This window comes from Amycolatopsis sp. FU40, from assembly GCF_021903635.1.
GTDB lineage: Bacteria > Actinomycetota > Actinomycetes > Mycobacteriales > Pseudonocardiaceae > Amycolatopsis > Amycolatopsis dendrobii.
Genome location: NZ_CP091381.1, coordinates 8,035,984 through 8,049,903, shown reverse-complemented (window position 1 = coordinate 8,049,903; position 13,920 = coordinate 8,035,984). Strand labels below are relative to the sequence as shown.

11 protein-coding genes are annotated in these 13,920 nt (G+C 69.4%); 3 read left to right on the top strand and 8 right to left on the bottom strand.

Going from position 1 to position 13,920, the window contains the following annotated elements; translation table 11 throughout:
• Window positions 1–88: 88 nt before the first annotated feature.
• The 4 genes from L3Q65_RS38030 to L3Q65_RS38015 all read right to left on the bottom strand — a co-directional run bounded on the left by L3Q65_RS38030 (window position 89) and on the right by L3Q65_RS38015 (window position 6,133).
• A complete protein-coding gene (locus L3Q65_RS38030; RefSeq protein ID WP_237597827.1) occupies window positions 89–1,294 on the bottom strand; it encodes an MFS transporter in 1,206 nt (401 codons plus the stop codon).
• A gap of 184 nt (window positions 1,295–1,478) precedes the next feature.
• A complete protein-coding gene (locus L3Q65_RS38025) occupies window positions 1,479–2,414 on the bottom strand; it encodes a helix-turn-helix transcriptional regulator (RefSeq protein WP_237597826.1) in 936 nt (311 codons plus the stop codon).
• A gap of 60 nt (window positions 2,415–2,474) precedes the next feature.
• Window positions 2,475–2,861, bottom strand: coding sequence for an STAS domain-containing protein (locus L3Q65_RS38020; RefSeq protein ID WP_182893823.1), 387 nt, complete (start codon window positions 2,859–2,861; stop codon window positions 2,475–2,477).
• A 161-nt stretch (window positions 2,862–3,022) separates the two neighbouring features.
• Complete coding sequence (locus L3Q65_RS38015; RefSeq protein WP_237597825.1) at window positions 3,023–6,133, bottom strand: BTAD domain-containing putative transcriptional regulator; 3,111 nt, start codon at window positions 6,131–6,133, stop codon at window positions 3,023–3,025.
• Window positions 6,134–6,256: 123 nt separating this feature from the next.
• On the opposite strand from L3Q65_RS38015, the gene L3Q65_RS38010 reads away from it, so the two are divergent.
• Both L3Q65_RS38010 and L3Q65_RS38005 read left to right on the top strand, forming a co-directional pair.
• Window positions 6,257–7,738 carry an FAD-dependent oxidoreductase gene (locus L3Q65_RS38010; protein WP_182893821.1) on the top strand — a complete coding sequence of 494 codons (1,482 nt, stop codon included), beginning with the start codon at window positions 6,257–6,259 and terminating at the stop codon, window positions 7,736–7,738.
• On the top strand, window positions 7,720–7,908 hold the full coding sequence (locus L3Q65_RS38005; RefSeq protein ID WP_220507875.1) for a hypothetical protein: 189 nt from the start codon (window positions 7,720–7,722) through the stop codon (window positions 7,906–7,908). The genes L3Q65_RS38010 and L3Q65_RS38005 overlap by 19 nt, the downstream gene beginning before the upstream one ends.
• Here the strand turns inward: L3Q65_RS38005 and L3Q65_RS38000 are convergent, their stop codons facing one another.
• The 4 genes from L3Q65_RS38000 to L3Q65_RS37985 form a co-directional block, all read right to left on the bottom strand.
• Window positions 7,909–8,748 (bottom strand): SDR family oxidoreductase, encoded by an 840-nt coding sequence (locus L3Q65_RS38000; RefSeq protein WP_237597824.1) that lies wholly within the window; start codon window positions 8,746–8,748, stop codon window positions 7,909–7,911.
• On the bottom strand, window positions 8,745–9,677 hold the full coding sequence (locus L3Q65_RS37995) for a patatin-like phospholipase family protein (RefSeq protein ID WP_237597823.1): 933 nt from the start codon (window positions 9,675–9,677) through the stop codon (window positions 8,745–8,747). The genes L3Q65_RS38000 and L3Q65_RS37995 overlap by 4 nt, the downstream gene beginning before the upstream one ends.
• A gap of 371 nt (window positions 9,678–10,048) precedes the next feature.
• Window positions 10,049–11,647, bottom strand: a complete 1,599-nt coding sequence (locus tag L3Q65_RS37990) for a carboxylesterase/lipase family protein (RefSeq protein ID WP_237597822.1) — start codon at window positions 11,645–11,647, stop codon at window positions 10,049–10,051.
• A gap of 231 nt (window positions 11,648–11,878) precedes the next feature.
• Window positions 11,879–12,772, bottom strand: coding sequence for a LysR family transcriptional regulator (locus L3Q65_RS37985; RefSeq protein ID WP_237597821.1), 894 nt, complete (start codon window positions 12,770–12,772; stop codon window positions 11,879–11,881).
• A gap of 123 nt (window positions 12,773–12,895) precedes the next feature.
• Here L3Q65_RS37985 and L3Q65_RS37980 point away from each other — a divergent pair, with 123 nt between their 5' ends.
• Window positions 12,896–13,885, top strand: coding sequence for an NADP-dependent oxidoreductase (locus L3Q65_RS37980; RefSeq protein ID WP_237597820.1), 990 nt, complete (start codon window positions 12,896–12,898; stop codon window positions 13,883–13,885).
• The last annotated feature ends 35 nt before the right edge of the window (window positions 13,886–13,920 follow it).

Here is a 13,920-nt window from a genome sequence, read left to right as displayed (position 1 = left end):
CGGCTGGGACCATTTCAGGTGTCCGTACCCGGTCAACCGCGAAAGGAGGCGTCAACTATGCGCGACAAGGGTTGGTGACGACGAATGTTCAGGACTCCGCGGGAAGAACGGCGCTGATCGCCTGGGGCTCCCGGCGGGACCAGACGGCAGCCGCGGCGAGCGCGACCAGCGCTCCCGCGGTCCCCGCCGCCGCGATCGCCGTGGCCGGGCCGGTGAGCTGGGCGAGCAGACCGCCGAGGACGATGCCGAGGCCTTGGCCCGCGACCAGACCAGTACGGGCGAACCCCAGCGCGCGGCCCCGGACGTCGGGCGGGACGAGCTGCACGAACGTGGCTCCGGCAGTGACCTGATAGGCCGAGCACAGCCCCGAGCCGAACAACAGCACGAGCGCGGGAACGAGGCTGGGGCCGCACCAATAGCCCAGCAGAGGCACTGACGTGCCGATCGCGAGCAGCCCCAACGCCCGCAGCCGCGTCCGCCGGGACACCAGCCTCAGCAGCACCGCCCCGACGACGGCACCGGCGGGTTCGGCCGCGAGCAGCACCCCGATCCACCCACCGCTGACCCCGATTTCCTGGGCGAACGGCACCGCGAGCCCTTCCGGGACGACGGTGAACAGCGCCAGCCAACCCAGCCACAGCAGAGTCGCGAGCCGACGATCCCCGAACACGGCGACGGCCCCTCCGGCGACCTGGTGCCAGGAACGACGCCACCGTGAAGCGAGGGCGTCGCCGGGCAGTGACGACGGCGGCACGTGCGGACCCAGGGCCGCGCGGAGGAGAGCCGCGGACACGGCGAAGGTGACCGCGTCGATCGCCAGCGCGGTATGCGGACCCACCCCGGTGACCACCAGCGCGCCGGCGGCGAAACCGGCGACCAGGCACAGCTGGTTCGTCACCTGCTGCACCGTCTGACCCGCCTCGTACCAGCCGCCGAGCAACTCCGGCAACACCGCGCCCTGCGCCGCCGAGAACGGGGCCTCCGCCAACTGCACCAGCACGAGCAAGACCGCCAGCAACGGCAACGGCACGACCGGTACTGCCATCAGCGCGACCAGCCCCGCCCGGACAAGATCGCAAACCACCATCACCCGCCGCCGCGGGAACCGGTCAGCCAGCCATGACAGCAGTGCGCCGGACAGCAACGCGGGCAACATCGACAACGCGTACGTCGCGGCGCTCCACGCCGGGGATCCCGTTCGCTGGAACACCAAAATCGTCAGCGCGACCCGAGCGAGCTGATCCCCCGCCGTCGACAAAACACCCGCGACCCACACCACCCGGAACCCAGGCACTGTGAACGCATTCCACGTCCGACTGGCCATCCCCACCCCGCGGCTGCCCCATGCGTCTCCCCGAACGCCGAGCGTAGCCTCAGATTCCCGCCGGCACAGGCGTTTCCCGCAACACAGCCGGGCATGAGACACCGAATAACAAGGCGGCACGTTCGCCAGCGAGGCAATTCGCGAAGAATTCCGTTCAATCGTGAAGAGCCTGCGAAGGAAGTTCCCCATACGCAGCCCGATAATGCGCAGTAAACGCACTAGGCCGCGTATACCCCCACCGCGCCGCAACTTGCGTAACGGTCGTCTCCCCCGGCACAGCAGCCCTCAGCTCAGCCCGAGCATGGTCAAGACGCACCCGCCGCAGATAGGCCATCGGCGTCGTCTCAAGGTGCCGTCGAAACGCCAACTGCACCGCCCGCGCCGAGACGCCGGCTGCCTGCGCCAGTTCAGCGGCCGTGAGATCGCGCTCAGGATTGGCCTCGATGAACGCCACCGCGCGACGCAACGCTTGCGGATGCGCGTCGAGAGAACTGCCGGCACGTTCGTCCAGCGCAGTCGTGGGAAAAGCCGCGAGCGCAGCAGCGGCGAGGTGCTGAGTAGCGGTGCTGACCAACAGCGGATGCTCGGCGATGTCCGGTGCGGCCAGGACCTGATCCCGCACGTAAGTGATGGCTCCCCGAAGGTGCTGAGCGACGGCCGCGGACACTGGTTTGTGGTCCAGCAGTTCCACGGGCTTTTCGACACCGGCGACGCGGGCCAGCACGTCAGGGTCGAGCATGGTGATGCTGTAGCGCGCCCGGCAGATCCGGCCGGAGTACGGGCGGTCCGGCGGAGCGAAGGAGAACAGGTCTCCGGGGCCGAAGTCGGCCGGGTGGGGCCATCCGGCTGCCTGGTGGTCTTCGATGGTTCCGGTTTCGATGTCGCAGAGGCAGATCCGGCCCAGCGGGCTGACGTCGTAGCTCATCTCGAAGTGCAGGTCCAGCTGGTCGGCGCTGACGCTGTCCGAGGCGACCCGGGTGATGTGGGCTCCCGCGTCGCGGCCCCCGCTGCCGATGCGCATCGGGGCGTAGGACTTGGAGAGGAATTCTTCGGTGCGCTCCAAGTCGTCGCTGTCGAAAACCACGGACATCCGCCGGTTTGTCCTCCGTCCCACGCTGGCAAATGCGACCCCGCACAGGGCACGCATCGGTTACCCGCGTGGGCCGGGGATCAAACCGCAGGCGTCGTCGATGGTGGTGGCGAGGCGGAGCGTGGCGTCGACCCTGGTGACGCGCAGTGGGCGCAGCACGGCTCGGTTGCCGCCGGTGACCACGATCAGCTTCAGTTCACGGGCGGCCGCGGCGCGGTGGGTATCGAGCATCAGCGACATCCCGACGACGGCCATGAAGTCGAGGCCGGTGCAGTCCAGGACGATGTCACGGCCGGTCCGGAGCTGCTTGTCGAGTACGGCGGCGAGGTCGTCGGCGGTGGCCAGGTCCAGCGCGCCACTCAGCCGCACCAGTACGAGGGAGCCCACAGCTCCGCATCGGATCGCCAGGTCGCCGGGGCGCAGCGACCGTTCGGTCGTTTCAGACATCAGCGGGGTTCTCCCTGTCGTAGGTGTGGCCAACGCCGCGAAGGGAACGTTTCCCGCAGGCACCGCTGAACCTCCCGGCCTCCGGTCCGGAAGGAATTGGGGTTGTCTCCACCGTGCAGGGCTCGCTGGCGATGGTCTAGCCGCGTAACCGAACAGCTCGGCTATCCGGAAAACGAACCGTTCCGGCGCAGGCGGGCCGGATCGGTCCGGGCTATCGCTTCCGGAGCGGACAGTCGCCAGCCGCTTTCGTACGCCGCCGCGAAACGGGCCTCGCCCATGGCTAGCCGGCCGCGGCTGCTCAGGGTGCGTACTTGCAGGTCAGTCTGGTCGTGGGCGCCGCGCAGCCGGGCTGCCGCGCCGAGGATCACGGCACCGTCCTGGAACCGGTTGTACAGCTCGGCCAGGCCAGCGACCGTCACCGCGACGGTGGCCACGATCGGCAGGTCCTTGCTGTCGACCGCGGCCGCGTACGCCTGGTTCAGCGCGGTCTCGGCGCCGGGGCCGTCGCCGAGTTCCAGGCAGAGTTCGGCTCGTACCCCGCTGACCAGCGCCTGTCCGTGATCGCCGCCGAACGGGAGGTCGGCGGACAGCCCGGCCTCGGCCTCCTCGATCAGCTCGCGGGCCCGGGTCAGATCACCGGTTCGCAGGCGGAAGCTGGCCTCTCGCGCATCCAGCAGCACCACGGTCTCGGGCACGGTCGAGCGCAGCGTGCGGTCCCGGGTCACCTCGATCATCGCCGCGGCCTGGCCGGTTTCGCCCAGCCGGACGTGCAGGTCGATCAGGCGCAGGTCGATGAAGGTCTCGTCGCTGTGGTTGAGCGAGCCGAACTCCCTGGCCAGCCGTTTGGCCTCGGTCAGATCGGCCAGCGCGCCGGCCAGGTCGCCGTCGTATTGCCGCAGCAGGGCGCGCATCGGCAGGGCCATCGCGAGGCCCCAGCTGTCGCCCGCCTCGGTGAAACAGTCCAATGCGACGGCCACATCTTCACCGACCTCGGCTAAATGGCCGTCGTTTTCGGCTAGTTCGGCACGGGCGATCCGGGCCAATCCGGCCAGCCAGCGGTCCGGGCCGTCGGCTGTCCGCTGGATGAGCGGGGACGCGTCGGTTCCGGTGCGGGCGGCCAGTTCGACGGCGGTCAGCACTCCGAAGGCGGGCAGCTCCGGGTAGTTCAGCAGGCGGGAGACAGCCTCGTCCGCCGGGACGTCGGCGTCCAGCAGCAGCGCGGCCGCGGCGATGTCGTGGTTCACGCCCGGCTGGGCGGAGCGGGCGGCTTGGCCGAGCCAGTACGAGGATTCGGCGTGCCGGCCCAGCATGTGCCAGTACCAGGTCAGGTCGAGCGCGAGAGCGAGCCCGGCGTCCGACGTGTCGCAGAGGTGGCGCAGGGCAGCCAGCACGTTGTCGTATTCGGCGGTCACCAGGTGGAGCGCGTCGAGTTGCCTGGGACCGCGCAGAAGCGGGGCGTTGACGGCGGTCAGTTCGGCGAAGTATTCGGCGCTCAGGCTCCGTACGGCGGGCAGAATCCCTTGTTCGGCAAGGCATTCCAGCCCGTATTCGCGGATGGTCTCCAACATCCGGTACCGGCCGGGGACGAGTTGGAGCAGCGAGCGGTCGACGAGGTCGGCGAGCAGTTCCCGGGCTTGCTCGACGGGAAGAGCGCAGACCGCGGCGGCCGAGGCGGGGGTGACGCCGCCGGGCAGGACCGAGATCCGTTCCGCGACCGTCCGCGCGTCCTCGCTGAGCAGGTCCCAGCTCCAGGCGATCACGGCGCGCAGCGTGCGGTGTCTGGGGAAAGCCGTGCGGCTGCCGGTGGTGAGGAGGCGGAATCGGTCGGACAAGCCGGCCGCCAGGTCTGCCAAGGAAAGCGTCCGCAGGCGGGCCGCGGCCAGTTCCAGTGCCAGCGGCATGCCGTCCAGGCCGCGGACGATGCGCAGCACGTCGTCGAGATTGCGCTCATCCACCGTGAAATCGGGGCGCACGGCGGCTGCTCGCTCGCGGAACAGCCGCACGGACGCGGTGTCGCGGGCCTGCTCGACGGTCGCGTCCGGTTCGGGCAGCGGAAGCGGGCCGAGCGGGACCAGCGCCTCGCCGTCGATCGCGAGCGGCTCGCGGCTGGTGGCCAGGACCCGCAGACCGGCGCAGCGAGGCAGCAGCGCGGAAAGGAGGTGGGCGACGGCGTCGATCAGGTGCTCGCAGTTGTCCACCACCAGCAGGGTTTCCTTGCTGCCCAACTGATCCGCCAGCGCGTCCAGGTCGCCGACGGGTTTGGCCGATGCCTCGAACAGCGCCGCGGCGCGGAGTCCGATCGCGGCCAGCATCGCGGCGGCGACCTTGGCCGGTTCGGCGACCGACGAGAGATCGATCAGCCAGCAGCCGTCGCGGTATTCCCGGCGGCGGGCGGCCTCCAGGGCGATCCGCGTCTTTCCGGCGCCGCCGGGGCCGAGCACGGTGACCAACCGGCCGGCGTCGAGCAAGGTGTCGATCCGGGACAGGTCGTCGACGCGGCCGACGAAGCTGGTCAGCGGCGCGGGCAAGGCGGCCGGTTTGGTCGCCTTGACTGGTTCGGCGCGCAGCAGGTTCAAGTGGCGTTCGCGCAGCGCGGTGCCCGGATCGGTACCGAGATCGTCGGCAAGGGCTTTCCGGATTTGTTCGTACTGGGCCAGGGCTTCCGCCTGACGGCCTTGCGCGGCGAGGGCGTCCATGAGCACTGCGGCAGCGCGTTCGTGGACAGGCTGGTCGGCGAGCAGGGCGGTCAGGCGGGCGATGGCGGAGTCGGGGCGGCCCTGGGAAAGCTCCGCTTCGGCAAGGTCGGTGACGGCTTCGATCGACAGGCGAGCCAACCTAGTCGCGGCGGCGGGATCGATCGCGGCGACCGCGGCGGGCTCGACGCCTGGACGGTCTCCCCACAACCGCACGGCTTCATCCAGAGAAGCCGCGCCGCCAGCGGTCGCGAGTTGTTCGAAGCGCATTGCGTCCACGTCGGCGGGGTCGATGGTCAGCCGATAACCGCCTCCGACCTGCGTGACTTCGCTGGGCGAGCCGAGCGATCGGCGCAGCCGGGAGACCAGGGCTTGCAGGGCGTGCGCGGGGTCGGAGGGCAGGTCGGAGGCCCAGATCGCGTCGACCAGGACGCTCTGCCCGACCGGACGTCCCCCGGCCAGCGCCAGCCGCGCGACCAGTCCCCGCAACCGGGCACCGGGCACCGCGAGGGCCTCGGCACCCCGCGTCACCTGAAACGCCCCGAGCAGCGTGACTCGAAGCCGCGCGCTCCCGTCCATTCGACGATCTTCGCGCGAACACCGGTGGCAGCGCCACGTGCCCCCGCGTGAGCGCCGTGTGCGGGCGGTGTGAGCGGCGGTAGCCAAGGTGGCTTCAGCGAACGAGAACACAGGGGGTTTGCCATGTATGACGCAGTAGTCGTGGGTGCCGGGCCGGTCGGTCTGTTCCTGGCCTGCGAGCTCGGACTCGGCGGCAGTTCGGTCCTGGTGCTCGAACGGGAGCCCGAACCGGGTTCCCAGTGGCGGACGGCGCCGCTCGGCATGCGGGGACTGTCGGCCACGTCGATCGAGGCGTTCCACCGGCGCGGGATGTTGTCTCCGCTGATGGCGACATCGGACATCCACGCCCGGCCCAGCGAAGAGCGGCCGAGCGCAGCGGGCCACTTCGCCGGAATGATGCTCGATCCGGCGATGATCGACGTCGACGCACTGCCGTACTGGCTGCCCAACTCGCTGCCCGGCGGCATGATGACCAACCTCGACGCGATTGAAGCGGTGCTGTCCGAACGAGCGGCCAAGCTCGGCGTCGAAATCCGGCGCGGGGTCGAGGTTTCCGGCGTTGAGCAGCACGAAGACGGCGTGGTGGTGCGAGCGGGCGAGCAGGAGTACGCGGCGCGCTGGGGGGTCGGCTGCGACGGCGGGCGCAGTGTCGTGCGCGGGCTGGCGGGTTTCGAATTCGTCGGTACCGAACCGCAGTTCACCGGCTACACCATGCTCGTCGACCTCGCCGATCCCGAGAAGCTGAGCCCGGGATTCAGCCTGACTCCGAACGGGATGTACGTCCAGATGCCCACGCCGGGACACCTCGGCGTGCTGGACTTCGACCGCGGCGCGTTCGACCGCACACAGAAGCCGAGTCTCGAGCACCTGCAGGCCGTGTTGCGCCGGGTGTCCGGCACCGACGTCACGCTGACCGGCGTCCGTCTCGTTTCGACGTTCACCGATCGCGCGATGCAGACCACGACGTATCGGCGCGGCCGCGTGCTGCTCGCCGGCGACGCCGCGCACATCCACTCCCCGCTGGGCGGCCAGGGACTCAACACCGGTATCAGCGACGCCTTGAACCTCGGGTGGAAGCTCGCGGCGGTGATCCGCGCGGAGGCACCGGAAGCGCTTCTGGACAGCTACACCCGCGAACGCCATCCCGTCGGTGCCTGGGTGCTGGATTGGACGCGTGCGCAGGCGGCGGCGATGCGGCCGGACGCGCACGGTCAGGCAGTGCAGGGTGTGCTCCGCGACCTGCTCACCACTCGCGACGGCACGACCTATGTGTACGGGAAGATGTCTGGCGCGTCGCTCCGCTACGACCTCGGCGACGAGCATCCGCTGATCGGTCGTTACGCCCCGGATTTCCAGCTGGCAAACGGGATTCGCCTCGGGGACCTGATGCAGGACGGCGGTGGCGTCGTCCTCGACTTCACCGCTGACCAGCGTCTGCGCGAGGCAGCGGGCCAGTTGCATTACGCGGCCGGTGCGGCGCAGGAAGACTTCGGACTGGGCGCCGCACTCGTTCGTCCGGACGGCATCGTCGCATGGGCGGGAGACCGCGAATTTTCCCAGGAATCGTTCGCTCAGGCCAAAACTCAGTGGTTCGGTGCAAACTAAGAGCGGGCATACTGTTCACCGGCGATTCGATCACCGATTCCCAGCGAAACGAGCGAGTCGACCTGGACCCGAAAATCCAGGCAGTGCGCGAACATGCCCGCAAATACTACGCACATCTGCTCGCCGCGGACGGCATGTTCGCCGAAGCGTGGCTGCGCCTGGTCGCCTGACTATCGCCGAGTTCCTTGCTGTGCCTCGAGATTCGCCCGGTACGCAGATCGTTCCGGCTGGTCCGAGTGCAACGCGCGATCGTCTCGGACCAGCCGCCGGATGCGGTTGAGGACCGGCTCCGGGGTAACCCCCGCGGCCGCCGCGAGCAGGCCGACATAGCCAGGAACGGCGATTTCGCCGCGGCGGTTGCGCACCGAATCGACGACCGCGCTGGCGACGTCTTCCGGCTGCACCTTCGGGATCGGCCGCATGTCGAGGCCGGAGGCGAGTGCGGTGTCGACCGCCGAGGGCAGCACAGCGGTGAGGCTGACGCCCGCGTCCGCGAACTCCAAGCGGGTCGCGGCCGTCAGCCCCACCACGGCGAATTTGGTCGCGTTGTAGACGGCCAGTCCCTTGACCGGGAATTTGCCCGCCAGCGAAGCGACGTTGACGACGTGGCCGAAACCGCGTTCGACCATGCCGGGCAGCACCAGTTTCATCCCGTTGAGAACGCCGCCGAGGTTGACGTCGATCTGCAGCCGGTCGGTGGCGTCGGCGAGTTCGAGGAATCCGCCGTTCGGCATGAGGCCGGCGTTGTTCACCAGCAGGTGCAACGGTCCGTGGGCCTTCTCGGCCGCGGCGACGAAGGACGCGAACGAGTCGCGGTCGGCGACGTCGAGACGGTGCGCGGTGCCGCCGACCAGCTCGGCGGTCTCCTCGGCGGCCGTCTGGTCGAGGTCGCCGATCGCGACGTGCGCGCCCTTGCTCGCGAACAACTTGGCGACCGCGCGGCCGATCCCGGCGCCTCCGCCGGTGATCGCGACCGACGCGCCGTCGAGGGCAATTTTCGGGTAGGTCATCGGATCGCTCCTTGGTCGATGGCGGCGCGCACGCGCGGCGGGGTCAGGGTGCGGCAGGCGCTGAGCACGTCGGCGCGGCGGCGCAGGTCCATGAAATTCGGGCCCATGACGTCGAGTTCGGCCTGGCCGGGTTCGATCCGGAGCACGCGGATTCCGGCGGCGCGGAGCTGCTTGACCTCTGCGTCAACACGCCGGGTCATCGCGCGCCGGGCGAGTCGTTCGACTCGCGCGAAGCCGCGGCCGGGCGCGCCGCCGGACGTGGACATCGGCGGGATCAGCACGACCTCCTCGACCCCGGCCGGGATGACGAGATCGGCGGACGTCGGCGAGACGGTGCCGCCGTCGACGTACGGGCGGCCGTTGACAGCGACCGGCGGGAACCAGCCCGGAATGGCCCAGGACGCGGCAATCGCGGTGCCGAGCTGGATCCGCCGCGAATCCCCGAACGCGACCCGTTCCCCCGTGCGGAGATCGGCTCCGACCAGCCAGGTCCGCGGGTGCTCGACCCAGCCTTCGGCATTGGCCAATGCGGCGCCGAGGTCGCGCAGCCATCCAGCGTCGCCACGTCCTCTCGGCAACGCTCCGGCCAGCCCGGCCAGCAGGTCCACCCGGCCGCGCAATGCCGCGGCGGTGAGTCCGAGACCAGGCCAAACCGGGGTCGGCAACGGCGGCAGCATGCCCGGATGCCGAGCGAGATGGTGCACGACGCGGTCGTCGGCGGGCTCGCCGTGCAGCGCGGCCATGATCTCGCCGACCCCGATGCCGGAGCCGAGGAACGCCGCCATCTCCGCGCCCGCCGAGGTGCCGACCAGGACGTCGGCTTCGCGCGCGTCCCATCCCAGCTGGGCCTCGACCGCAGCGAGGGCAACGGCGGTCCAGGCGAAGCCGAGCGTGCCGCCGCACCCGAGCACCAGTGCGCGTTTGGTCATCGATCCACCTCTGCGGAATCGCGTGTCAGTGGCGGAACCGTATGTCATTTCTGCGGGCGGGGCAATACCGGTCAGACGAGGCCGGCGCTGCTGACGACCTTGTTGCGGCCGGTGTTCTTCGCGATGCACTTCCACGCCGAGCCGGGCGACGGATGACGAGCAGCGGCGGCAGGACCCAGAGAGCCAGCTCGGCCATGGTCGTCACGGCGAGCGCGGTCAGGACGCCGAGGCAGCGGGTCGCGGCTTCGGGTGCAAAGGCGAGAAGGTCACAGCCGTCCGCCCACCACTTGCCCGGCCAGCGCGTTTTACCTGACAGCTGTTTCGCCAGGCGATGAAGCTGACGCCGAAACAGCCCGACCGGGCAGGAATTGTCAGTGGCTGAAGGGAGTCAACGGATCCCAGAGTTCCGCGCAGTGGTGCTGGCGCGGGATCTCCGTCGTGAGCTGGCTGTCGCCCGCTGCGTTGAGCGCCATCACCACTGGATTGTCCTTTGTGTACGGATCCCACTGCGGTGCACCGTCCACCGTGGGGTTTCCGGTGCGTGCGAAACCTGACCACTGGGTCAGCAGCTGGTCGGCGAGCGCCTGCTGGTTGGGGGTCAGCTGGACGCCGTTCGGGAACATCAGCAGCCATTCGGCGACGTGGTAGGCGCCGTTGGGTTTGACGGGGTCGACGAAGAATTGCGGCGGGATATCCGTGTCGTCGACCTGGTAGGCGAAGACCGGGAGGCGCCGCGAGAGCCGTTCGTCGTTGATCAGTGCGGGGCAGACCGAGTTGGAGTCGGCGACGGCGGTCCGGTAGGCGAGGAACGGGGCCGGCGCGGGGTACCGTTTCAGCGGATAGGTCTTGCGGACCTCGTCGGCGTGCTTTCCGTACTGCTGCTTCATGAATTTGTCGTAATCGGCGGCGGTCTCAGCGAACGGCAGTTGAGTTTCGTCGCGATCGACGCCGTGCATCAGCGCTACGTGATTGACGTGTCCGGTGTCGAAAGCTTCGGCGGGCGACATCGGCAGCGTGACCCCGTCGACGATCGGTGCGACCGTGCCGTTGTCCGGGTTTCGCCCGTGGTCGGCCTGTTTGAGCACAGCCGACGCGGACAGTGCACGCAGACAAGCAGCGGTGGAACAACCCAGCGCCTTGGCGAATCGCTCGCCCTTGTGCCGCGCTTGTTTCTCGGTGGGCAATTGTGATTTGCAGTCCTGTGTTTGCCAGATGATGTCGGCGCCGAGCAGCGAGTTGTACTCTCCGCTTTGGCTGATCCCGCGCTGGAACAGCCCCGCCGAGCCCGGCGACGCGGTGTGGGCGCAAACGCTCGAACCGCCCGCGGAATCGCCGTAAATCGTGACGTTGTGCGGGTCGCCGCCGAACTTCGCGATGTTGCGTTGCACCCAACGGAGCGCGGCTTGCTGGTCCTGAAGACCGTAGTTCCCGGCGTGCGCACCGAAGGATTCATGCGCGAGGAAGCCGAAAATTCCGAGCCGGTAGTTGAACTCCACGCTGACGACGTGCCCCGCGGTCACGAGACGGCTCGCGTCCGTCGGCTTCCACAACAGGAATCCGCCGCCGTGGATCTGCACCATCACCGGAAACGGACCGGGACCCGCGTTGGCCGGCGTGCGCACGGTCAGATTGAGGCAATCCTCGTTGTCCGACCCAGGACCAGTGCCGGGCGGCTGCGGACACTCGCTGCCCTCCGCGGTCGCGGCGAACGGCTCAGTCCAGTGCGCGGGCCGCTGCGGCGGCGCCCAGCGCAACTCGCCGACCGGCGGCGCACCATAGCGAATCCCTTGCCACGACTTGATCTCCGCGTTCGCGACCCCGCACACCGGGCCGTCGTCGGTGGTGACCGTCGTGTCCGGGGAACACGCTGGTGCGCCCACCTTTGCGGCCAGCGCCGCCGATCCGGCCACCGACATCACCACCCCGACGACAGCCGCCAGGACAGCGGGTACCTTCCCGTCGAATCTCATCCGTCCTCCTTCTCTCCCGCCTGGCCGGGGAGGCCGAACGAACGACGAGCAGCAACCACGCACCGAACAGGCGGTTTACCGGCATAGGCTCGACCGATGACCGACTGCGGGTCATCGCCGCGGGAACGCGTCCCGGGTGCCTCCAGTCTGGCCGCCGCGCGAGGAGGCACAACCTCCGTTCGGGCGCGCGAAAGGTGTCAAATTCCCGGGGACGATGGTCTTTGTCAGGGATCAAGCCGCCCCGAGGAACTCCGCCTCGGCCACCGCGCGCAACTCCCGTACCAATTCGCGCACCGCAAGGGATTGCGCACCGGCGTAGGTGGCTACGTACCCGATTCGCCGAGTGGGCGGGTCGGAGATCGGGATAACGGCGACGCCCGGCGGAGTGGCGGCGAGGGTGAGTTTCGGCAGGATCGCCATGCCGATCCCTTGCGCCACCATGGAAAGGACCACGCCGTCGTCGGCGACCTCCATTTTCGCTGACGGCAACCAGTCCTGCCGGGCCCACCAGGATCGGGTGTAGGAGGAGCAGTTTTCCGGCCAGTCGAGCAGCGGCAGGCCGCGCGGATCGGGCTGATTGCCCGGGTTGACCAGGAAATACGGCTCCCGGAACAGTTCACCGGCGACCAATCCGGCGGGCGGGGTTTCGTCCTCGCCGAGGGTCGCGACGGCGACGTCCGCGCGTCCGTCGGCGACCTCGCCCGCGGTGCCGCGGCCCAGTTCGGGGACGATCAGCACCTGCGGGTGCAGGCCGGAATGCTTGGCGGTCAAGCGTTCCAGCGCCGCGGGCAAGAGATGTGCTGCGGCACTGCGGAAAGCGGCGATTCGCAGCGGACCGGCGAGGGATCCGGCGGCCGCACCCCGAGCTTCGGCGCGGAGAACGTCGAGTTGGCGCAGGATCAGCCGGGCGTGCACGAGTGCGCGGGCACCGGCCGCGGTGGGACGGGCGCCGGTTCGGCCGCGGTCGAAGAGGACGGCGCCGACCTTGCGTTCGCAGGTCCGGACTGCGTGCGAGACCGCGGACTGAGTCAGGCTCAGCTCGGCGGCAGCGGCGGTGAAGCTGCCGGTGCGCTCCACCGCGAGCAGCAGGCGCAACTCGCCCGGCGTGAGGTCGACAGCATCCATGCGGCCAGCCTAGCCGTAACCATGAGCAGGATTCATGGATTGGCGCGGTCCATCGATCCGGAGGTCTGCCCGAGCGGCTTCGGCGCACTTAAGTTGCTGGTCAGAGCCAACTAAGGAGATCACGTGTCCCTGACCGCCGTCCGCCAGGTCCGCCGCCCCGAGGGTGCGCCGAGCGCCGCCGACTTCGAGTTCGTCACCCAGCCGCTGCCGGACCTCGCCGACGGACAGGTGCTGGTCGAGAACCGCTACCTGTCCGTCGATCCGTACATGCGCGAGTTCATGGAATGGGGTGGCTGGGAACTCGGCGCGGGACTGGAGGGCCGCACGATCGGCGAGGTGGTCGAGTCGAAGGAGCCGAAGCTGCCGGTCGGCACGACGGTGTTCCATCGGCACGGCTGGGCAACCCACGCGGTCGTCACCACCGCCGATGTCCGGACGATCACGCCCGCGGATGGCGTTCCGCTGAGCGCCTACCTCGGCGTTCTTGGCGGGACCGGGCTCACCGCGTACGTCGGGCTCACTCGGATCGCGCAGGTCCGGCCCGGTGACGACGTGTTCATCTCCGCGGCGGCCGGTGCGGTGGGCAGCGCGGCCGGGCAGATCGCGCGACTGCTCGGCGCGGGACGGATCGTGGGCAGCGCCGGGTCAGCGGCGAAGGTCGAGCACCTGACTCGCGACCTCGGTTTCGACGCCGCCTTCAACTACCACGACGGTCCGGTCACCGATCTGCTCGCGAAAGCGGCTCCGGACGGAATCGACGTGTACTTCGACAATGTCGGCGGCGATCACCTGGCCGCCGCGATCGATGTCCTTCGCGAGCGCGGCCGGGTCGCCTGGTGCGGTTCAGTCGCGCAGTACAACAGCCTGCGCACACCGCCGAGCGCGCCGCGCAATCTGTTCGACGTGGTCGGGAAAAGCCTTCGGATCGAAGGGTTTCTGGTGCGCAATCACCTCGACGCGCGCGAAGAGTTCGAGGAGTTCCTGATCCCGCACGTCCGCGGTGGGCGGGTGCTCGTGAACGAGACTGTGGCAGAAGGGTTTTCCAGCATCGTGGACGCGTTCATCGGGATGCTGCGCGGGGAGAACCTCGGGAAAATGCTGGTCCGAATCTGACCGATGGGAGGGGGCTGAATGAGCCCCCTCCCGGG

What these genes read in the sequence shown, in the direction of transcription:
- L3Q65_RS38010 (WP_182893821.1), top strand. Translation starts at nt 6,257, where the DNA reads ATGTATGACGCAGTAGTCGTGGGTGCCGGGCCGGTCGGTCTGTTCCTG.
- L3Q65_RS38020 (WP_182893823.1), bottom strand. Translation starts at nt 2,861, where the DNA reads ATGTCTGAAACGACCGAACGGTCGCTGCGCCCCGGCGACCTGGCGATC.
- L3Q65_RS38025 (WP_237597826.1), bottom strand. Translation starts at nt 2,414, where the DNA reads ATGTCCGTGGTTTTCGACAGCGACGACTTGGAGCGCACCGAAGAATTC.
- L3Q65_RS38000 (WP_237597824.1), bottom strand. Translation starts at nt 8,748, where the DNA reads ATGACCTACCCGAAAATTGCCCTCGACGGCGCGTCGGTCGCGATCACC.
- L3Q65_RS38015 (WP_237597825.1), bottom strand. Translation starts at nt 6,133, where the DNA reads ATGGACGGGAGCGCGCGGCTTCGAGTCACGCTGCTCGGGGCGTTTCAG.
- L3Q65_RS37995 (WP_237597823.1), bottom strand. Translation starts at nt 9,677, where the DNA reads ATGACCAAACGCGCACTGGTGCTCGGGTGCGGCGGCACGCTCGGCTTC.
- L3Q65_RS37990 (WP_237597822.1), bottom strand. Translation starts at nt 11,647, where the DNA reads ATGAGATTCGACGGGAAGGTACCCGCTGTCCTGGCGGCTGTCGTCGGG.
- L3Q65_RS37985 (WP_237597821.1), bottom strand. Translation starts at nt 12,772, where the DNA reads ATGGATGCTGTCGACCTCACGCCGGGCGAGTTGCGCCTGCTGCTCGCG.